24 protein-coding genes are annotated in these 19,229 nt (G+C 36.3%); 7 read left to right on the forward strand and 17 right to left on the reverse strand.

Going from position 1 to position 19,229, the window contains the following annotated elements:
• Window positions 1-135 precede the first annotated feature (135 nt).
• The gene (locus ACVWY7_RS00005; RefSeq protein WP_098543978.1) at window positions 136-573 is read right to left on the reverse strand and encodes a peptidylprolyl isomerase; all 438 of its coding nucleotides are present in this window, start codon (window positions 571-573) and stop codon (window positions 136-138) included.
• Between the two features lie 187 nt (window positions 574-760).
• On the opposite strand from ACVWY7_RS00005, the gene ACVWY7_RS00010 reads away from it, so the two are divergent.
• Entirely contained in the window at window positions 761-1,627 is an 867-nt protein-coding gene (locus tag ACVWY7_RS00010; protein WP_071736881.1) for a DUF1002 domain-containing protein, read from the forward strand.
• Window positions 1,628-1,657: 30 nt separating this feature from the next.
• Here ACVWY7_RS00010 and ACVWY7_RS00015 read toward each other — a convergent pair whose 3' ends face one another.
• The 14 genes from ACVWY7_RS00015 to dacF all read right to left on the reverse strand — a co-directional run bounded on the left by ACVWY7_RS00015 (window position 1,658) and on the right by dacF (window position 12,280).
• Window positions 1,658-2,461, reverse strand: a complete 804-nt coding sequence (locus tag ACVWY7_RS00015; protein ID WP_001989656.1) for a Cof-type HAD-IIB family hydrolase — start codon at window positions 2,459-2,461, stop codon at window positions 1,658-1,660.
• Between the two features lie 96 nt (window positions 2,462-2,557).
• Window positions 2,558-4,030: a spore germination protein SpoVAF gene (spoVAF, locus tag ACVWY7_RS00020; protein ID WP_000165582.1), complete on the reverse strand. Its 1,473-nt coding sequence runs from the start codon at window positions 4,028-4,030 to the stop codon at window positions 2,558-2,560.
• Window positions 4,017-4,586, reverse strand: coding sequence for a stage V sporulation protein AE (locus ACVWY7_RS00025; RefSeq protein ID WP_001254415.1), 570 nt, complete (start codon window positions 4,584-4,586; stop codon window positions 4,017-4,019). Before ACVWY7_RS00025 ends, spoVAF begins: the two co-directional genes overlap by 14 nt.
• A 5-nt stretch (window positions 4,587-4,591) precedes the next feature.
• On the reverse strand, window positions 4,592-4,942 hold the full coding sequence (spoVAE, locus tag ACVWY7_RS00030) for a stage V sporulation protein AE (RefSeq protein ID WP_000384637.1): 351 nt from the start codon (window positions 4,940-4,942) through the stop codon (window positions 4,592-4,594).
• A 3-nt stretch (window positions 4,943-4,945) separates the two neighbouring features.
• Window positions 4,946-5,962 (reverse strand): stage V sporulation protein AD, encoded by a 1,017-nt coding sequence (gene spoVAD, locus ACVWY7_RS00035; RefSeq protein WP_101194846.1) that lies wholly within the window; start codon window positions 5,960-5,962, stop codon window positions 4,946-4,948.
• Window positions 5,963-5,975: 13 nt separating this feature from the next.
• A complete protein-coding gene (gene spoVAC, locus ACVWY7_RS00040; protein WP_000147736.1) occupies window positions 5,976-6,434 on the reverse strand; it encodes a stage V sporulation protein AC in 459 nt (152 codons plus the stop codon).
• A 14-nt stretch (window positions 6,435-6,448) separates the two neighbouring features.
• Window positions 6,449-6,865, reverse strand: coding sequence for a stage V sporulation protein SpoVAB (spoVAB, locus tag ACVWY7_RS00045; RefSeq protein WP_000572931.1), 417 nt, complete (start codon window positions 6,863-6,865; stop codon window positions 6,449-6,451).
• Window positions 6,858-7,478: a stage V sporulation protein SpoVAA gene (spoVAA, locus tag ACVWY7_RS00050; RefSeq protein WP_101194847.1), complete on the reverse strand. Its 621-nt coding sequence runs from the start codon at window positions 7,476-7,478 to the stop codon at window positions 6,858-6,860. Before spoVAA ends, spoVAB begins: the two co-directional genes overlap by 8 nt.
• A gap of 116 nt (window positions 7,479-7,594) precedes the next feature.
• Entirely contained in the window at window positions 7,595-7,693 is a 99-nt protein-coding gene (locus ACVWY7_RS00055) for a methionine/alanine import family NSS transporter small subunit (RefSeq protein ID WP_000016826.1), read from the reverse strand.
• Complete coding sequence (locus tag ACVWY7_RS00060; protein WP_000450062.1) at window positions 7,693-9,219, reverse strand: sodium-dependent transporter; 1,527 nt, start codon at window positions 9,217-9,219, stop codon at window positions 7,693-7,695. Before ACVWY7_RS00060 ends, ACVWY7_RS00055 begins: the two co-directional genes overlap by 1 nt.
• A 137-nt stretch (window positions 9,220-9,356) precedes the next feature.
• Window positions 9,357-10,115: an RNA polymerase sporulation sigma factor SigF gene (gene sigF / locus ACVWY7_RS00065; protein WP_000350729.1), complete on the reverse strand. Its 759-nt coding sequence runs from the start codon at window positions 10,113-10,115 to the stop codon at window positions 9,357-9,359.
• Between the two features lie 12 nt (window positions 10,116-10,127).
• Complete coding sequence (gene spoIIAB / locus ACVWY7_RS00070; RefSeq protein ID WP_001243400.1) at window positions 10,128-10,568, reverse strand: anti-sigma F factor; 441 nt, start codon at window positions 10,566-10,568, stop codon at window positions 10,128-10,130.
• Window positions 10,569-10,919 carry an anti-sigma F factor antagonist gene (gene spoIIAA / locus ACVWY7_RS00075; RefSeq protein WP_000059134.1) on the reverse strand — a complete coding sequence of 117 codons (351 nt, stop codon included), beginning with the start codon at window positions 10,917-10,919 and terminating at the stop codon, window positions 10,569-10,571.
• A gap of 170 nt (window positions 10,920-11,089) precedes the next feature.
• Window positions 11,090-12,280 carry a serine-type D-Ala-D-Ala carboxypeptidase DacF gene (gene dacF / locus ACVWY7_RS00080; RefSeq protein WP_000831985.1) on the reverse strand — a complete coding sequence of 397 codons (1,191 nt, stop codon included), beginning with the start codon at window positions 12,278-12,280 and terminating at the stop codon, window positions 11,090-11,092.
• Window positions 12,281-12,446: 166 nt separating this feature from the next.
• Between dacF and ACVWY7_RS00085 the strand changes: the two genes are divergently transcribed.
• The 4 genes from ACVWY7_RS00085 to ACVWY7_RS00100 are packed head-to-tail and all read left to right on the forward strand — an operon-like array spanning window position 12,447 to window position 15,856.
• Complete coding sequence (locus ACVWY7_RS00085; RefSeq protein ID WP_000548032.1) at window positions 12,447-12,866, forward strand: GntR family transcriptional regulator; 420 nt, start codon at window positions 12,447-12,449, stop codon at window positions 12,864-12,866.
• Window positions 12,832-13,713 carry an ABC transporter ATP-binding protein gene (locus tag ACVWY7_RS00090; RefSeq protein WP_000922159.1) on the forward strand — a complete coding sequence of 294 codons (882 nt, stop codon included), beginning with the start codon at window positions 12,832-12,834 and terminating at the stop codon, window positions 13,711-13,713. The genes ACVWY7_RS00085 and ACVWY7_RS00090 overlap by 35 nt, the downstream gene beginning before the upstream one ends.
• Window positions 13,703-14,770 (forward strand): ABC transporter permease, encoded by a 1,068-nt coding sequence (locus tag ACVWY7_RS00095; protein ID WP_000468542.1) that lies wholly within the window; start codon window positions 13,703-13,705, stop codon window positions 14,768-14,770. Before ACVWY7_RS00090 ends, ACVWY7_RS00095 begins: the two co-directional genes overlap by 11 nt.
• Window positions 14,771-14,782: 12 nt before the next feature.
• On the forward strand, window positions 14,783-15,856 hold the full coding sequence (locus ACVWY7_RS00100) for an ABC transporter permease subunit (RefSeq protein WP_000486517.1): 1,074 nt from the start codon (window positions 14,783-14,785) through the stop codon (window positions 15,854-15,856).
• Between the two features lie 19 nt (window positions 15,857-15,875).
• Here the strand turns inward: ACVWY7_RS00100 and ACVWY7_RS00105 are convergent, their stop codons facing one another.
• Both ACVWY7_RS00105 and ACVWY7_RS00110 read right to left on the reverse strand, forming a co-directional pair.
• Window positions 15,876-16,421 carry a hypothetical protein gene (locus tag ACVWY7_RS00105; RefSeq protein ID WP_000820921.1) on the reverse strand — a complete coding sequence of 182 codons (546 nt, stop codon included), beginning with the start codon at window positions 16,419-16,421 and terminating at the stop codon, window positions 15,876-15,878.
• Between the two features lie 102 nt (window positions 16,422-16,523).
• On the reverse strand, window positions 16,524-16,943 hold the full coding sequence (locus ACVWY7_RS00110) for a MarR family winged helix-turn-helix transcriptional regulator (RefSeq protein ID WP_001003313.1): 420 nt from the start codon (window positions 16,941-16,943) through the stop codon (window positions 16,524-16,526).
• A gap of 159 nt (window positions 16,944-17,102) precedes the next feature.
• Here ACVWY7_RS00110 and ACVWY7_RS00115 point away from each other — a divergent pair, with 159 nt between their 5' ends.
• On the forward strand, window positions 17,103-17,774 hold the full coding sequence (locus ACVWY7_RS00115) for an SIMPL domain-containing protein (protein WP_144507638.1): 672 nt from the start codon (window positions 17,103-17,105) through the stop codon (window positions 17,772-17,774).
• A gap of 134 nt (window positions 17,775-17,908) precedes the next feature.
• Entirely contained in the window at window positions 17,909-19,198 is a 1,290-nt protein-coding gene (locus ACVWY7_RS00120; protein ID WP_000676251.1) for an NCS2 family permease, read from the forward strand.
• The last annotated feature ends 31 nt before the right edge of the window (window positions 19,199-19,229 follow it).

The raw sequence follows: 19,229 nt of genomic DNA on the forward strand, positions 1-19,229 counted from the left end.
TTTCTCCACCAGTTGCCTGTCAGCTACTAGGCGACTTGGCTCTTACCTAGGCTGGACTTTCACCAGCAAGCAGTGCCCAGCTTAGCTGGGCACGCAAAATAAAAAAGAGAGCAATAGCTCTCTTTTCTCATTAAATTATTCTTCCCAAACTTTAACTTCTTTCATTACATCACCTTGACGCATGTTTAATACTGTTTCAATACCGCTTGTTGCTTTACCAAATACAGTATGTACACCATCTAAGTGTGGCTGTGGCTCATGAACGATAAAGAATTGGCTCCCGCCTGTGTTACGGCCAGCATGAGCCATAGAAAGTGATCCTACAAGGTGTCTATGAGGATTTCCATCAGTTTCACATGGGATAGAGTAACCTGGGCCACCTGCACCTGTTCCTGTTGGATCTCCACCTTGGCTTACGAAGCCAGGAATAACGCGGTGGAATGTCACACCATCATAAAATCCTTGCTCTGCTAGTTTTTTAAAGTTTTCTACAGTTTTTGGTGCCTCTTCTGGGAAAAATTCTAATTCGATTTTTTCACCATTTTCCATTAATATGTATCCTAAAGTTTTCATACGTATATGTCTCCTTTCAACTATCTCAGCACTATATTACCACATTCATGACTAGAAACAAAAAGAATCCGACAATCTACATACTTCTTTTTTGAAATGTGGAAAAAGCTAGGTGACAAATAAGAAATATATACTATAATAACTGTGTTGCCCGAAAATTTTAGAAAGAGAAAGGGAGCGATTTTTCGTGAAAACGAAATTACTAGCTCTGCTATTAGCTGTAGCAGTATTTATGATACCAACAGCTTCGTTTGCAGACATCATCGAAGGAGAATCAATTGTTACACTAGGAGAAAACTTGTCTGAACAACAAAAACAAGATCTGTTAAAAGAAATGAAAGCACCAAAAGATGCTACAATCATTACTGTGTCTAATGCGGAAGAACATAAATTTCTAGAAGGGATTGTTCCAAAAGCACAAATTGGTACGAGAGCAATTTCCTCTTCTATGATCACATACACAAAGCCAGGTTCTGGTCTCATTGTACGTTCAAAAAACATTAATTCAATAACAGATGCAATGTACACAAACGCCCTTATTACAGCGGGTGTGAAAGATGCAGAAATCCAAATTACTGCCCCATTTAAAGTTTCTGGAACTGCTGCTTTAACTGGTTTAATGAAAGCCTATGAAACAACATCAAACAAAGCAATTCCTGAGGAAGTAAAAAAAGTAGCCAATGAAGAAATGGTGCAAACATCCCAGCTCGGCGATAAAATTGGTGAAGAAAAAGCAGTACAACTTGTTGCAAAAATTAAAGAAGAAATTGCGAAAGAGCAACCACAAACGACTGAAGATTTACGTTCATTAATTAAAAAAATCGCGGATCAACTTGGTATTACATTAACGGATGAACAGTTAGATAACTTAGTTGCGCTATTCGATAAAATGAAAAATCTTAACATCGATTGGAATCAAGTTGGCAGTCAGTTAAATAAAGCAAAAGAACACGTTTCTGCCTTTTTAGGATCTGAAGAAGGGCAAAGTTTCCTAGATAAAGTTAAAGATTTCTTCTCAAGTATCATTGATTTTGTTAAATCGTTATTCAAGTAAAAAGAAGCTCGTCACTGACGAGCTTCTTTCTTATGCAAGTAATGGCAATTTCATAATAGCTTCTTCGACCGAACGAACTATATGATTTGCCTTCTCCTTCACATATGGGTGAGCATGATGCAAAGTGAATGAATGCGGGGTTACTTCAAACATGGAAATATCATTGAAAGAATCTCCAATGCATGCAACCTCATTTGCTTCAATTTGCAAATGTTCCATTAGTCTCCTTAAAGCACTTCCTTTACTTACTCCCCTTGGCATAATGTCAACATAGCGTTTACCAGACATGAAAACTTCCGCTTCGCTCTGAAATGTATATCGTAATTCTTGATCTAACGCTTCAATTGTCTCTTCTTCCCCAAAAACAAACAATTTCGCAGGGTGTACAGTTTTACCAAATTCCTCTTCCAAAGCTTCTATCTCAGCAATATGCACACCCATATACGTTTCAAAAGTATGATGATGTTCATTCTTTCTTTTTGTATACCGTTGCTCATTTGCACAAACAATATCTGCTAGTCCCTTTTTATGGATATATCGATATATTTCCTGGGCAACCCCATCTTCAAAACTTGATTCATGAAATATTTTCCCATCTGGTAGTAACATCGTCGCTCCATTTAAACTAGTTGTGTAGTACGGGAATGCAAACCTATTTACGACTTCATCAATTCGATGAGTAAAGCGGCCCGAGGCAAAACAAATATTTGTCCCTTTTTCAGCTAACCAACAAATTGCACGTTCATCTTCTTTTTGCATATCATTCACATTGTAAACGAGCGTGTCATCTAAATCACTTACAAATAATTTAATCATGTCCTCTTCCCCTTCCATACACAATATCTACTCTAAGTGTACACAAAAAATGTTTGATTTTTGTTAAAAAACAATAAATTTTTGCTAAAAAAATAAACGGGTGTATAATCCCGTTTATTTTTGTCTTTTTACATTTTGAGGTCTTACAATACTTGGTCGTACTTTTAAACTAGACATCGTCGGACGGAGTAAAATTTTTGTTAATGCGCCCCAATCAAATGGTAAAAATGGCCATAGGTAAGGTGTTTGCAAACTTTTTATAGACGTTAAAAATAAAATCAATATCGTCATACCAATTACAAATCCCATCTCATGGAAGAGGCCTGTCAAAATAATAACAAACAATTTTCCAACCTTATTTCCGAGTCCCAATTCATAACTCGGTGTTGCATATGCCCCGATCATAGAAACTGCTACATACAAAATAACTTCTGGTACAAACAAACCTACATCAATTGCTATTTGACCAATTAATATGGCAGAAATTAATCCTGCTGCAGACGATAACGGCGTTGGAGTATGAATGGCTGCCATCCTTAAAAATTCAAGTCCTACTTCTGCCATTATTACCTGTAATAGAATGGGTAAATGTGTCATCTTAGTCGGTCCAATAAAAGCAAGATTTTCTGGTAAAAGAGTTGGATCAAATACAAACACTAACCAAAACGGTAGTAAAAACAAGGAGAATAAGACACCTAAAAAGCGTACCCAACGTAAAAATGTTCCGACAGCTGGATTTTGTCTAAACTCTTCTGCATGCTGTAAATGATGAAAATATGTTGTTGGCGTAATCATAGCACTCGGTGATGTATCAACTAGTACTAGAACATGTCCTTCTAATAAATGATTTGCTGCTACATCCGGTCTTTCTGTATATCGAATAAGCGGGAATGGATTATAGCTTTGCTTTACAACAAATTCTTCCACTGTTTTATCCGCCATCGTAATGCCATCGACATCGATGTTATTTAATTCTTGTTTTATAATCTTTACTAAATCTGGATTTGCAACATCTTGTACATATGTAATACAAATATCCGTTTGCGATCTATCCCCTACTCGAATAATTTCATTTCGAAGACGTGGATCTCGAATTCTTCTACGAATTAACGCTGTATTTACAACGATATTTTCAACAAATCCATCCCTCGCACCGCGTACTACTTTTTCGGTATCTGGCTCTGTCGGTGTTCGTCCTGGATAGCTACGAACATCTATCACGAACGCTTCTGTTTCGCCCTCCACAAATATAACAATAAGCCCTGATAACGCTTGAAGCATTACTTCATCCATCGTTTTCACTTTACTTACTTGCTGATGAATTAAACGATTCTCTAAAAGCTTTACAGTATCTTCTTCAACATCCCTTATTTCATTCGTATCCACAGCTTCTTCTAAAATAGGAATAATATAATTTGTATCACAAAGTCCATTTACAAATAACACTGCAATTTCTTTATTCAAAATTTGAAATTTACGAATCCCAACATCAAATGTGACGCCTAATCCAGCCGTTTGTTTTAAATAATTTTCATTGTCACTTATGAAAGTTGAAATAGGAATATCTATTTTTTTAGGCTTCGTCATAAAATCCACTCCTTTCCAAAATTAACTGAATTGCTTTTTTCGTAATTGGTGAGCCTCTCTCCCATTCATCGTTTCCACACATCTTACCAATATCACCAACGCCAACAATGACTGGAACATTCAAATCATCTAAACAATAAATTGTATCTCCGCTAATTCTGCCAATTTCACCATCTGGAAGTCCAAATTTATCAACACCGTATTCCGTTAAATTCCCGTTCCGATCTACACTTACATCTACACGTGCCCATTCCCAATGGTGTGTATTAGACGCTACTGCCAAAATCCCAAGTACATCAATTTGTTTATGCGTGGCTACATATTTTAAAGCTTTTTCACCAGATCCTTCTCCAATAAATCCACTGTCATCAAACATGACAAATACAGGGTCATATGGCGTTTGCATAATAAGCTCAACAACTTTCTTCCCTGTCAATTTGGTTGGATTACTTTGTGATGCTGAAATACACCTTCCCCCAAATTCCTTCGTTAAAAGCTCAATTGTTCGCTTTGCATATTCATCTCCATCTGTAACCAAAACAACCCTTCGTCTCATTTGATTTATCCTTTCGGTTTACATATAAGTGCTACAAAAAATGAAAATAATATTGCTGCAGAAATACCTGCAGACGTTAAACTAAACATACCCATACCAATCCCTATATATCCGTGTTTCTCTGCTGCATGCATTGCCCCGTGTAATAGGGAATGTCCAAAACTTGTAATAGGAACTGTCGCACCAGCACCAGCAAACTTTATAAGCTTATCGTACAATCCGAATCCATCTAAAACTGCTCCTATAACTACAAAGGTAGCCATTAAATGGGCTGGTGTTAACTTTGCGAAATCTAACAACACTTGTCCAACTACACAAATAGCGCCTCCTACAAGAAATGCATAAATATAATCCACAATTCACTCTCCCTTCACTCTCTCAAATACGACACCATGTGCAATTGTTGGAATTGTTTCTTTCTGCTGCATCATCATCGGGCTTAATAAAGCACCAGTGGCAACGACAAAAATTCGTTGTAAATTCCCTTTTTGCATCTCGCTTAATAAATGACCATATGTGACAACAGCTGAACAAGCACAACCACTACCACCAGCAAATACTTCTTCTTGACCGGAATCATAAATCATTAATCCGCAATCGTTATATATATGCCCAATATCATAACCTTCTTCCAGTAACAGTTGTTTCGCGATTGGTGTCCCAATAGCTGATAAATCACCGGTAACAATCAAATCGTAATCATTGGCACTTCTCTTCAAATCCTCAAAATGTTGCTGAATTGTATGAGCCGCAGCAGGTGCCATCGCCGATCCCATATCTAGCGGATTCGCAATTCCTAAATCTTGCACTTTCCCAATCGTAGCCGCTGTAATTTTAATGGCGCTTTTTTCTTTACTAATTAATATGGATCCCGCACCTGTAACAGTGGAATTGGCTGTTCCTGGTTTTTGTCCCCCATACTCTGTTGGATAACGAAACTGTCTTTCAGCTGTTGCATTATGACTGCTTACTGTCGCTAAAACACGGTTTGCGAATCCGCCGTCTATAAAGGCTGATCCAACTGCTAACGTCTCCATCGAAGTCGCACAAGCACTAAACATCCCTAAAAAAGGAATTCCCCACTTACGCGCAACGTAATTTGCTGTTACTGTTTGATTTAATAAATCACCCGCTAAAAAGAAATCAATTTGTGATGTTTCTACATTTCCTTTTTGCATGACTTGTTGAATAGAATCTGACATTAACCTTCGTTCAGCAAGCTCCCAATTTCCCTCTCCGCAATGTAAATCATCATATGAAATATCAAATTCCTTTCCAAGAGGGCCTTCAGCTTCTTTTGGACCGACGGCAGTACCGGTTGCATTCACATAAATATCATTTTGAAATACCCACGTTTGTTTTCCTGTCAACCTCATACTAGCCCCTCCTTTAAGACATAAAAATTTTAAAAGTATATCTTATTAAACCAATAATGTATGCGCCAACGACCCCAAAAACGATGACACTTCCCGCTAGCTTAAACATGTTTGTAGCAACGCCAAGCACAATTCCTTCACTCTTATGCTCTAGCGCAGCACTCGCCATAGAATTCGCAAATCCCGTAACAGGTACGGCCGACCCTGCTCCAGCAAATTGACCGATTTTATCATATACACCACAACCTGTTAAAATCGCCGATAATAGTACAAGAGTTGCAACTGTTGGATTCCCTGCCTCTTGTTCACTGAAATGAAAATAATGTATATAAAATTTCATCAATACTTCTCCGATTGTACAAATGAGTCCACCTACAAAAAATGCCTTAACACAATTTATAAAATAATTTGGTTTCGGATGGTATTCCTTCACTTTATTTACGTAATCATCCTTTAGTTTTCGCCCTGTCATTTATATATTGCCTCCTACTTTACGAAATAAATCCAGTGAAACAACGAGCCTATTACTTTTCCAAGTACAAGAGCAATGAGTAAAACAACAATCTTCCCCTCTACCCCTACTCGTTTCGCTAAAATAGGTAAAACATTTAACACTTCTGTTAATGCCGCAGCGAGCATTCCAATGAATGTGCCACAAAATATTCCTAATATTACAAGCCAATATTGCGACGTTTGAAATGTAATGTTTTTCAAACTACACCAAGCTCCTGTTAACGTACCTGCAATAACTGCCCATTCAAAATATTGAATGTGCTTTCCACTTCTCGTTAATTGAGCTAGACGGGGGATTATACCAAGTACAGCTAAAAATGCAACATATCCGCTACCTACAGCAATTCCTCCTGCTAAAGCAATTAAAATAACGAATCCAGACTCAATCATCGGTAAGTTGTTTCATATTATCCTTGTTTTCATGAACAATTACATATTGGTCAAGTGACTGCTGGTATTGGAACATTTCCACTTCTAACGGACTCGGTTCTTCATTAATTCGCTTTTGAAACACATGATTAAAAAATAAGACCATACCTAACCCAAGACCTAATGAATAAGGAATTTGAAATAAAAGTGGTTGCGCCTTAAATTCTCCCGTAATCATGTAGTATAATCGTTGATGCACTTGTTGCATGCTTACATCTTCATGGAAATATATGATGGCAAGAGCCGCTCCAATAAAAAGTAACAACCATACAAGTCCGAAAAAAATCGGATGTACTTTCTTTTTTTCATATATAATTTCAACAAGAGTTTGTCCAGAACCAAGTAAATTAATTTGTATATGAGCGGCTTTTTGCGTAATAATCTCAATTATTTTCATAACATCAATGACAACATGCGTTTTATCACGCGCTGTAATTTTATAAATTACCTCATCCTGTAACGACTCAACTACTACAGCATCTCCGGCAAGTTGAGCAACATCACCAAGCTTTACTTCATACGTAGGAGAAACTTTTAATCGATTACGCATTTTAATATAAATTGTTTGTTCCAATTTCCATTCACCTCTTCACTCTTCCTCGTAGTTGTAGTATGGTTATTCAATTTTTTTCTAATACAATTTTTTCACAAAAAAACATCTGTACCATTTCGGTACAGATGTTTTTTTGCTTATGCCTTTTTCTTAAATAAATTTGCAATACTTAATGCGAGCCCTCCCCAAATGACTACTATTCCAATAACCATCATCATAATCGCTGATCCACTCATTATGAAACACCTCGATCTTTCCATTCTTTTTCAAGCTTAGCAGAATCCGAATGTATTTGTGCATTCCATTTTTTCAAACTAATAATTAGCGCAACGATAAGGAACGCTGCTGCAATTGACCAACCATATGTTACGACAAACTCCGTTGGGTAACCTCCATAGTTCTTTTTAATATTTTGGATTGTACCATCAATTAACATATACCCTAACATAAGCGGAGTAATAACGAGTAAACTCACTCTCCAAAACGTCCCTAACTTAATATCAGATACGAAGTTTGCATGATTTTGATAAACTGGTAAACGGCGTAAAATGAGCCCTATCGTAACTACTTCCACTAGTGCAATTGTAATTAATCCAAAGTTATTAGCGAAATAATCGACAACATCTAGGAACATAAGCCCGCCACGTGTTGCAAAAACTAGAGAAACTAGTACGAGAAGCGTCCCCATAATTCCAATTGTTTTTTGGCGACTTAAGCTGAACTTTTCAGATACAGCAGCAAAACATACTTCCGCAAGCGAAATGAGGGACGTAATTCCAGCAACCGTTAATGATAAGAAAAATAATACACCAAATAACGGTGACATCGGTAATTCATTAATAATTTGCGGGAATACTACGAACGCAAGCCCTACACCCGCACTTGCTACTTTATCAACCGGTACTCCCATATTGTGTGCCATAAACCCAAGAGCCGCAAAGACCCCAATCCCTGCTAATAATTCAAATCCTGAGTTTGCAAATCCAGTAATAAAGGCATTATTTGTTGTATCTGAGTTTTTCGGTAAATAACTAGAATACGTAATCATAATTCCAAATGCTAAAGATAAACTAAAGAAGATTTGACCGTAAGCAGCAAGCCATACTTTCCCATCAAAAATGCGACTCCAATCTGGTTTAAAGAATGCATCTAATCCTTGCATCGCACCTTCCATTGTCACTGCACGAACTACGATAATAAGGAACATAACAACTAGTAAAGGGATGAAAATACGGTTAACAACTTCGATTCCTTTTTTAACTCCTTTAAATGCAACACCAAGCACAATAATCCAAACGAGAGCTAGTGGAATTAATACTTCCGGTACGAGCCCTCCAAACTGTCCAGGCTTATCTGCAACATGCAAATACTCTTTAAATAAAAATGATTCCGTGTCTTTCCCCCATGCGCCAGTAATTGCAAAATACGTATACGAAATAGACCAAGCAATAATTACTGCATAATATGTTGAAACGATAAATGTTACACACATTTGCCACCATCCGATAAATTCAGCACGCGGATGAATACGAAAGAACGTAAGTGGTGCTGAACCACGGTGACGGTGCCCAAGAGCAAATTCGAATGCTAACAATGAAATACCAGTCGTTAATAATGCGAATAAGTACGGTAAAAAGAATGCGCCTCCTCCATTTTCATACGCTGTATAAGGAAAACGCCATATGTTTCCTAATCCAACGGCAGAGCCGACCGCTGCGAAAATAAATCCAGCCCTCGTTCCCCATTGTTGCCTCGTTTCCATACTTCCTTCCCCCTTTGTGACAAGTTCATAATTGGATTATATTTTAAATTTACTAAATTATCAATAAATTCTGTTAATTTTTACGAAAGTTTATAATCTCCTCCTATTACATTCATAAAAAAAGATCGAATAGATAACTATTCATCTATTCGATCTTTCATCTGTTTTAATATTTTCTTTTCAAGTCTTGAAACTTGCACTTGAGAAATACCTATTCGTTCCGCTACTTCTGATTGCGTTTGATCTTTATAGTAGCGTAAATATACAATTAAACGTTCTCGCTCATCTAATTCTCTAATTGCTTCTTTTAAAGCAATTTTATCAAACCATTTCGTTTCAGATTGATCTGCAATTTGATCTAAAATAGTAATTGGATCTCCGTCGTTTTCATACACCGTTTCATGTATGGATGAAGGAGCACGACTCGCTTCTTGCGCCAGAACCACTTCCTCTGGCGTTAGTTCTAACGCTTCAGCTACTTCATTAATCGTTGGAGCCCTTCCAAATTCTTTCGAAAGCTCGTCTCTCATCTTTCGAATTTTGTTTCCTGTTTCCTTTAAAGACCTACTTACTTTCACTGATCCATCATCACGTAAAAATCGCTGTATTTCGCCAATAATCATTGGAACTGCATATGTTGAAAATTTCACGTCGAAAGATAAATCAAATTTATCTACCGATTTTAAGAGCCCAATACATCCAATTTGAAATAAATCGTCTGGTTCGTATCCGCGGTTAAGAAAACGCTGTACAACCGACCATACGAGACGCATATTACTTTGAACGATTGTATCTCTCGCTTGTTGATCTCCATCTTGACTTTTTTGAATTAACGCTTTTAGCTCGTGGTCCTTTAACTGAGGTTTCTTCTTCTCATTTTTGACCTCTATGTCCATAGGCTATTCTCCTTAATTGCATAGAGCGTTACTATTTGATAAGTATTTTGTCAAATGGATTGTTGTCCCGAAAGATTCGTTTGAAATAACTTCTACTTCATCCATAAAATTTTCCATGATAGTAAATCCCATTCCGGAACGCTCTAATTCAGGTTTAGTTGTAAAAAGGGGTTGTCTCGCTTCATCTAAATTAAAGATGCCAATCCCTTCATCTCGAATCGTGAGTTTCACCATTGCTTCTTCCAAAATTACAGAAATATAAACAACACCTTCTGCATTTCCTTCGTACCCATGAATAATTGCATTTGTGACTGCTTCTGACACAACTGTTTTAATCTCCGTAAGTTCTTCCATCGTTGGATCTAGTTGTGCAATGAAAGCAGCTACTGTAACGCGAGCGAACGATTCATTTTGACTTAATGCTGAAAATTGAAGGTTCATTTCATTTCTCATTTATGCCACCCCCAACGTCGCGAGCGCATGCGCTTCACTTTCTTCTAGACGAACAATTTTAAATAAGCCCGACATTTCAAATAAACGTTTAACAGGAGGTGAAATTGCACAAACAACCATTTCTCCACCTAATCCCTTTACATGCTTATATCGGCCTAATATAACACCTAAACCAGAACTATCCATAAACGATAAGTTCTCTAGGCTCAAAACAATATGATGAACACCATTTGTCTCAATCATATCTGTTACTTTCGTTCGCAACTCCTCAGCAGTATGATGATCTAATTCACCCGCTAGTCTCACACATAGGACGTCACGTTTTACTTCTAATTGCATGGAAAGACTCACACGATTTCCTCCTTATGCTCAAACTTTACTCATTTACATACATAAAGATTTTCGTGATACAACATAAGAATCCTTCCTACTGACAAAAGAAGAACTATTTCGCCATAAAGTGAAACCATTCAGCAATTATTTACTTACATACGAATAGAAAAGCGGCAAAATGTTTGCCGCTATTTTGATGTTGAAAACATCCCAAAACTTCTTTTAAATAACTCCCACCAGCTCGCTGCAGCAACATCTTCTTTTGCTACAATTGTTTGTTTTAATAAAACATCTTTATCTTTTTTAATAACAAGCGTACCAAGTGCATCACCTTTTTTAATCGGCGCTTTCACTTTCTTTTCAGCAATTACTTCTTGCTTTACCTTGTCCATATTTTCGCCCTTCTTCATAAGAAGAGATACATTGTCTGACGCAACTAAATCTACTTTTTCTTTTTTCCCTTTTCCTACTTGGACAGTTTTAATTTTTTCGCCTCGTGTATACAATTTCTTTGTCATATATTGACCAAATGCGTAGTCAAGAAGCTTCGTTACTTGATTGTTCCGTTCTTTTGATGTAGGTGCTCCCATAACAACTGAAATAACACGCATCCCATTCTTCTCAGCCGATGCTGTTAAACAATATTTTGCTTCTGTCGTAAAGCCCGTTTTTACACCATCTACTCCAGGATAAAAACGTACTAACTTATTCGTATTAACGAGCCAAAACTTCTTATCCGTATCTTCACGTAAATAGTCTTCGTATTTACCTGTGTATTTGCGAATAAGTGGGTACTTCATCAATTCTTTCGCCATGATAGCCATATCATTTGCTGTAGAATAATGGTCTTTAGCCGGAAGACCTGTTGGATTTTGAAAATGAGTATTTTTCAGCCCTAAATCTTTCGCTTTTTTGTTCATCATATTTACAAAACCTTCTTCTGAACCAGCGATATGCTCCGCTACTGCAACAGACGCATCATTTCCAGATGCAATTGCAATACCCTTTAGCATTTCATTTACAGTCATCTCTTCTCCAGGCTCTAAAAAGATTTGTGATCCACCCATTGAAGCTGCATGCTCACTCGCTCTAACTTTATCGGTCAGTTTTAATTTTCCTTTTTCAACTTGTTCCATAATTAATAGCATTGTCATAATCTTCGTCATACTAGCAGGCGGTAATTTCTCATTTGGATTTTTATCAAACAAAACTTTACCTGTATCTTGTTCAATTACAATTGCTGACGACGCTTGTTCTGCTAACTTCGGCGTTGTTTCTTCTGTTTTATCCTGCTTCGTTTTCTCAGATTGTGCGAAACTAACTGAAGTACCAGAAAGCAATAACATGAAACAAACAAGTATTCCAAAAACTCGCTTCATGACCAACCCTCCATTCTATATCAAACCTATTTTTTCCAATTTATTATTTTTTAATACCATATTTTTCTAACATTTTCAGTTGACAAACACATTCATCACCTATATCGTATTAAGTGTACTACACACATTAGTACACTTAATACATATCAGGAAGGAGACATTGCTCTTGCATATTCAACTTGATCCAAGAAGCAACACTCCGATATGGGAACAAATTGTTCAAAATATAAAAGAACTCGTATTGAAAAACATGTTAGCTCCAAGTGATAAACTTCCTTCTGTACGTGAACTCGCTTCTTTACTCGTTATTAATCCAAATACAGTGAGTAAAGCGTACCAAGAGTTAGAGCGACAAGGGATTATTGAAACATTACGAGGAAAAGGAACATTTGTATCCCAATCGATTACCCCAACATTAGACGAAAGGAAAATCGCTATGGTTGAAAAGCAATTTCATCAATTACTATTAGAAGCCTCTTATCTTGGTGTTACGAAAGATAAAATTCACGATTGGATAGATTCATACTACAAAGAGATTGGAGGAAATGCAGATGCTGAAAGTGACAAGCTTGAAGAAAACGATTGATAGTCAAACGATTTTAGACGATGTTTCTTTCACATTACAGAGAGGAAGTATCATCGGATTACTCGGAAGAAACGGTGCGGGGAAAACAACTTTATTACGAACGATGGTCGGTATTTTAGACCCTGATGAAGGATCTGTTACATATGAGGATACTGACATTCATAAGAATCCTGAAACGAAACAAAAAATCGTATATGTTCCGGATTCTACTAACATATTGAACGGATATACAGTAAAAGAAATTGTAAAGTTTTATAAAACCGTTTATACCGCGTTTGATGAAGTATATTTCTATGAACTGTTAGAACGTTTTAACTTACCAAACAAACGAATTCGTAGTTATTCAAAAGGAATGAAAGCACTGCTTGCCATCATTTTAGCTATTTCTACAAAAGCAGAATATATCATTCTAGACGAACCGACAAACGGACTTGACCCTATCGTGAAAAGGCAAATTTTACAGTTTCTCGTAGGAGAAGTGGCAGAAAAAGAGATTACGATTTTCGTCTCAACTCACCATTTAGATGAAGTGGAACAAATTGCAGATACAATCATTATATTAAAAGGCCATACTATATCGTCTATTACATCACTAGACGATACAAAATCACGATTCGCTAAAATACAAGTTGCTTACGAACGTTCATTACCTCAAAAACTAGAAAACTTAAGCAATATTAAAATATTAAATCAAACAGGAAAAGTATATACAATCTTAATTGAGGGAAATGTGGCTACAACACTGGAGAAGTTTTATAAAGAACAACCACTGCTCATTGAAGAATTAACAATGTCACTTGAAGATGTCTTCGTTACGACACTGGAGGAGGATGGATATGTTTCATAAGGCGTTATGGATGTGGAATTGGAAGCGCGGGAAATATGCTGTGTTACTATTCTTCTTTAGTTCGCTTTATCTTTTATCTTTCGAATACTATCAAGCAGCAGAAGTGCAACAGTCTCTCTTTCTCCACCCAGAAAGACTAGGGGAAGAAAAGTTCTACTACCATTATTCTTTTTATTCCTCCAATAGCTTTGGGTTAGGTATTATTACAATTATCCTAGCCTGTATATTAATTGGTTGGGAGCGAAGTAATCAAAATGGAAATTCACTTTTGACATTTCCATTTAAAAGACGTGATATATTTTTATCGAAGTGGGTTTTCGGTGGATTTTTCATTGTACTATCACTTCTAATTAATTGGAGTCTTATGTATTTTATTTATAAATCTACTATTCACTTTGATTATCAATCTTTCGAACCGTTTCATCGATATTTTCTATATGCAATTCTCACATATATTGCTATCTATACTGTCTCCTTATGTATTGGGACATTTACTGGCAGTATTCTTTCACAAGGTATCTTTAGCATTACTTTTTGCATTATGGGAATGGGAATCTTTTCACTCTTGCTCGTTTTCTTTACAACTCACGCTGAGGCTATACAGGGGAATAAAAGTTATACGACTTTCGAAAACATTTATAAATTCAATAAAAAAACCAATATTTCAAGCGCCATATTAGACTTTTCAATTAGTTATAATTATCATCCTACTGCCCAATCATATGAAGATCATGGAAAAACAATACAAAGAGGACCTACTTTTCATAGTTACTACTCTGCAAAAGTAATCCTTGTTCCTATCTTCTATACAATTTGTAGCTTACTTATTGGTATGTTTCTTTATACAAGATCACCTAATGAGCATAATAAGAAAATCTTCCTTTTTCAAAAATACAACTCACTCTGGATATGGAGTACTATTTTTTATTTCGCATTAATAGGTGGACAAATGTTAAAACGTTTTGATTTATTATTTAGTTACTATGTTGGGGTCTTTTTATTTGGAATCGTCACATATTTTATATTGTCACGTCTTACAAACTATAAAGTTTTTTAAAGGAGAGATCCTATGTTTCAAAAAGCATTATGGATACATGCATATAAACAAAGTAAATATATAGTTTGGTTATTTTGGTTAGTAAGTTTCTACGTACTATCATATAAATACTATTTAGCAGCTGCCGAGCAACTAAAATATTTACATGAACATAATGAATGGAAATATATATACCGATACAATTATCATCTTTCACTTACCGATGCTATCATGATTCAAGGAGCTATCATCACTGTATTAGCCTGCGCACTTATTGGATGGGAACGTCAAAATCAATCAAGTGACTTTCTATGGTCTATGCCATTTAAACGGAAAGACCTCTTCATGACTAAATGGCTTTTTGGCGTATGTAATATAGTAGCTATCGTTATTTTAAATTGGGGTCTTTTTGCTATTATGAAAAAGACAACCTTTCATAATAAATATCAAATATTTTCACCATTTCATACTTATTTCTTATACATGGTCATCGTCTTAATCGCTATCTATACACTTGCATTATGCATAGGTACAATTGCTGGTAATATGATCTCACAAGGATTCTTCAGTATCTCTATACTTGGACTCCCTTTTATTTTACCTACTCTAATTGTTGGAGTTATTTCTATTCATACTGGTAACCATACTATCTATACGGAAAAATATGTAGATCGTTACGGCTCAATAATAGAAAAAGTGAGTGTTTTAGCGCCAGTTCGCGAATTCAAGATTAATTTTAATTATGACCCTCAACGTGCTTATACTGATGAACAAGGCATACGTCATGACGAACCGAATTTTACGTATATTCCTTCAGCGACGAAACTTATTGGTCCAATCGCAAATATACTTATTCTATTACCTTTAGGAATGTACTTATATACAAGATCACCTAATGAACAAAATGGAAACTTTCTATTATATCCGAATCTCAAAAAACTATGCATGATATGTTGTGTAATCTTTATTGGAATGTTCGGAGGAATGTTAGTAGGCGGAAGTCGCTCTATCTTGAACTATTATATTGGTTTCATAGGAACTAGTACGATAGTCTACTTACTCTTATCTCGCTTACTAAAACTTAAATTTTCCTGGAATGTGAAATAACCTCCTCTTATTGAGGAGGTTATTTCACATTCTCTCTTCTTTTCCCATACTCTTTTTCTTGCTTCGTTCCAAACCCGTCACCATTTGCAACGATTTGATCTGTTGGAGCAACTATACTTTCAGCAATTCTCCATTCTCCCCCTTGTTGAATAAACACTTGCATAAAATAATTCATTCCATTTAATTGATACGGATTTTCTTTTTTTACTTCATAACGAGCTGCAACATAATACACTTGCACATTCTCAGCCTCAAACTTAGAAATATATTGTGATAATCTCGGGATGTACTGTGATGCTTTCTGAAGTGGAAGTTGTTTTACTTTTACAAGAGAAGACTTTGTTACATTGCTTATCGTATCTTCATGCCGAATGTTATCACTGTGATGAAATAAAATAGCATTCTGCATTGAGCGAATCCATAGTTTTGAGTATAAAACAGGTTGCTTATTTGAAATGTGTTGTAATTCTTTCTGAACGACTTGAAGAGGCGTTGCAGCATCTACGAATTGATGAAAGCAGAAAAAACTTCCAATCATAATGAAAAGCGTACAAATACGTTTCATAATTTTTCACTCCGATTCTTTTTAATTAAAGTATTGGAGTTTCAAAATGTTTTTATTCAAAAGAAAAAGGATAGGAAAGCTTTTGCTTCCTATCCTCATTTATTATAATACGCGGCCAAATAGCTCTAACACCATTTCTATTTCTTGGTCGCTCCAACCTTTAAATCTCTCTTTATAATATTCTTTACGCACAGCTTCAAGTTTTTCAGTTACTTCTCTTCCGTGTTCTGTAATTTCTAAGTACACGATACGACGGTCTGAATTTGAACGCTTTCTTTCTACAAATCCTTTTCGTACGAGACGATCAGTAACAGCTGTAATATGACTGGAGGTTACGTTTACTTCACTCGCAATTTGCGAAGCCATCTGTGGACTGTTTAAAAATAACGCGCGTAATACAGAAAATTCATTATATGGCATATGTTCTGCAAAACGTGTATTAATATCATTTTGTAATAAACGTATCATCTTCCGAAATGATCCGGATAACTCTAAAATCAATGTTTCTCTTTTTTCGTTCACTAGCCTCGTCCCTTTTTTATCATATTTACACATATTATAATCTATAAATACCTATGTTGTATATGCTTTCTTCCCTCAACATTCTCATTTATGTAACTTTTTTCATATAAATTTCTTTTTTGTTCACACATATACATATAAAAAGGATGGTGATGAAAAATGCAGGGTGGAATAAATCCTTATTTACACAACGTACGCACAGCTAATACTGGTAAAGAAGCGACTATTACTGTACAAGGTGAAGGCGTTGTAAAAGCAAAACCAAATGTTGTTATATTAACGATTGGTATTCGTACAGATCATAAAAATGTAAAGCAGGCACAAGAAGAGAATGCAGTGCAATCAAAACAATTATTAGATGCACTAAAACAACTAGGTATTGCTGACAAAAATATAGAAACCATTTCATATACGATTACGCCCCAGTACGAGTATGTAAATGATAAAGCGTTACTACAAGGATACCGTGTGGAACATTTGTATGAAATTACCGTTTTAAATGTACAAAAAGCAGGGGAAGTATATGATATAGCCGTTTCAAATGGAGCAAACGTAGCAAAAGGATTACGTTTTCGAATATCTCACCCAAATAAATATTATGAGCAAGCTCTCGTTCAAGCTCTGCAACAAGCGGTAGAAAAAGCTCGTGCTATTGCGAGTACATACAATTTAAACATTAATCCTGTTCCCCTCTCATTCGTTGAAGAATCTGCCCAATTGCCACGGGAAGTGACGGCCTATGCTACTTTACATGCACAAGCAGCTCCTCCCATTCAATCGGGAGAATTAGAGATCATTTCTACAATACGGGCGATTTTTACGTATTTATAAATAATTCCATTTATAAGTAAACGTTATCATTTTCCTTGTTGTAAAAACATGATGTTCTGATATAATAAAGGACGGTGAGCTCTTACGAAAGAGATATCACGGGTGGGAGAGGGATATGAAAAAGAAGGTTTAACATGAAAGGAATACTTGAAAGAACTTTTAAATTAGGTTTACACGAAACATCACCAAAACAAGAAGTTTTAGCTGGAGTTACGTCATTTTTCACAATCGTATACATTATGATTGTAAATGCATCCATTTTATCAGATGCTGGCATTCCTCTTGAAGCTGGAATTTTAGCAACTGTTTTCAGTTCATTTGTTGGATGTCTGCTCATGGCATTTTGGGCAAATGCACCTGCTATTCTTGTCCCTGGTATGGGTGTAAATGCATTCTTCACGTACACTGCTGTGCATACGCTCGGATTAACTTGGCAGGAAGCATTAGCAGCTGTCTTCATCTCTGGTATTATTTTTGCAATTGCTGCGTTTACACCAATCGCTCGCGTGCTTTCCGTATCGATTCCAAAGTCATTAAAGGAAGCTATTACTGTCGGTATCGGATTGTTTTTAGCGTTTATCGGATTGCAAAAAGGTGGTTTAGTCGTTTCGAATCCAAATACTGCTGTTGCAATGGGGAAATTAAGTAACCCTGTCGTTCTTGCGACCGTGCTTACTCTTATCGTTGCACTCGTATTATTTATTCGTAACGTACGTGGAAATTTTTTATGGACGATTGCAATAGGAACTGGTATCGCATGGCTATTTGGTCTTGTTGATACAAGTCAAGTTGGAAATAGTTCATTCTCATTCGCTAATTACGGCGATGTGTTTGGAGCTATGTCATTTGGCAAACTCTCTTCCTTACCGTTTTGGATTGCAACATTCTCTTTAAGCATGGTGCTTATTTTTGAAAACATGGGACTTCTGCACGGTTTATTAGAAGATGACCGTAAATTCCCACGTGCTTACCAAGCCAATGCAATTTCAGCAATGACATGTGGTCTGTTTGGCACAAGCCCTACCGTATCAACAGTAGAGAGTGCCGCAGGTATTACTGCAGGCGGAAAGACAGGTCTGACGTCTATCGTTACAGGGCTGTTATTCTTTGCATCACTGTTTGCACTTCCGTTTGTCAAATTAATTCCTGATAGTGCCATTGCACCAATCCTAATTATTATTGGCGGCCTGATGATTACAAGCATTCAACAAATTCCTCTGAACGATTTTTCAGAAGGATTTCCAGCGTTCTTAATTATCGTCATGATTCCGCTCACATATAGTATCGCTGATGGCATTGCGTTCGGATTTATTGCTTATCCTATTTTAAAAGTTGCTCTTGGAAAGCGTAAAGAAGTCGCACCGTCTATGTATATCATTACATGCTTATTCTTAGCCATGTTCGTATTACATGCTATTGGTTAAGTAAAAACACCGAGGAAAATTCCTCGGTGTT

It is taken from the genome of Bacillus sp. TE9106W, from assembly GCF_054062215.1.

What these genes read in the sequence shown, in the direction of transcription:
- dacF (WP_000831985.1), bottom strand. Translation starts at nt 12,280, where the DNA reads ATGAAGCGAGTTTTTGGAATACTTGTTTGTTTCATGTTATTGCTTTCT.
- ACVWY7_RS00095 (WP_000468542.1), top strand. Translation starts at nt 13,703, where the DNA reads ATGTTTCATAAGGCGTTATGGATGTGGAATTGGAAGCGCGGGAAATAT.
- spoVAF (WP_000165582.1), bottom strand. Translation starts at nt 4,030, where the DNA reads ATGACGAAGCCTAAAAAAATAGATATTCCTATTTCAACTTTCATAAGT.
- ACVWY7_RS00115 (WP_144507638.1), top strand. Translation starts at nt 17,103, where the DNA reads ATGCAGGGTGGAATAAATCCTTATTTACACAACGTACGCACAGCTAAT.
- ACVWY7_RS00120 (WP_000676251.1), top strand. Translation starts at nt 17,909, where the DNA reads ATGAAAGGAATACTTGAAAGAACTTTTAAATTAGGTTTACACGAAACA.
- ACVWY7_RS00060 (WP_000450062.1), bottom strand. Translation starts at nt 9,219, where the DNA reads ATGGAAACGAGGCAACAATGGGGAACGAGGGCTGGATTTATTTTCGCA.
- sigF (WP_000350729.1), bottom strand. Translation starts at nt 10,115, where the DNA reads ATGGACATAGAGGTCAAAAATGAGAAGAAGAAACCTCAGTTAAAGGAC.
- ACVWY7_RS00055 (WP_000016826.1), bottom strand. Translation starts at nt 7,693, where the DNA reads ATGAGTGGATCAGCGATTATGATGATGGTTATTGGAATAGTAGTCATT.
- ACVWY7_RS00005 (WP_098543978.1), bottom strand. Translation starts at nt 573, where the DNA reads ATGAAAACTTTAGGATACATATTAATGGAAAATGGTGAAAAAATCGAA.
- spoVAC (WP_000147736.1), bottom strand. Translation starts at nt 6,434, where the DNA reads ATGACAGGGCGAAAACTAAAGGATGATTACGTAAATAAAGTGAAGGAA.
- ACVWY7_RS00100 (WP_000486517.1), top strand. Translation starts at nt 14,783, where the DNA reads ATGTTTCAAAAAGCATTATGGATACATGCATATAAACAAAGTAAATAT.
- spoVAD (WP_101194846.1), bottom strand. Translation starts at nt 5,962, where the DNA reads ATGAGGTTGACAGGAAAACAAACGTGGGTATTTCAAAATGATATTTAT.
- ACVWY7_RS00015 (WP_001989656.1), bottom strand. Translation starts at nt 2,461, where the DNA reads ATGGAAGGGGAAGAGGACATGATTAAATTATTTGTAAGTGATTTAGAT.
- ACVWY7_RS00105 (WP_000820921.1), bottom strand. Translation starts at nt 16,421, where the DNA reads ATGAAACGTATTTGTACGCTTTTCATTATGATTGGAAGTTTTTTCTGC.
- spoVAB (WP_000572931.1), bottom strand. Translation starts at nt 6,865, where the DNA reads ATGATTGAGTCTGGATTCGTTATTTTAATTGCTTTAGCAGGAGGAATT.
- spoIIAB (WP_001243400.1), bottom strand. Translation starts at nt 10,568, where the DNA reads ATGAGAAATGAAATGAACCTTCAATTTTCAGCATTAAGTCAAAATGAA.
- ACVWY7_RS00025 (WP_001254415.1), bottom strand. Translation starts at nt 4,586, where the DNA reads ATGAGACGAAGGGTTGTTTTGGTTACAGATGGAGATGAATATGCAAAG.
- ACVWY7_RS00090 (WP_000922159.1), top strand. Translation starts at nt 12,832, where the DNA reads ATGCTGAAAGTGACAAGCTTGAAGAAAACGATTGATAGTCAAACGATT.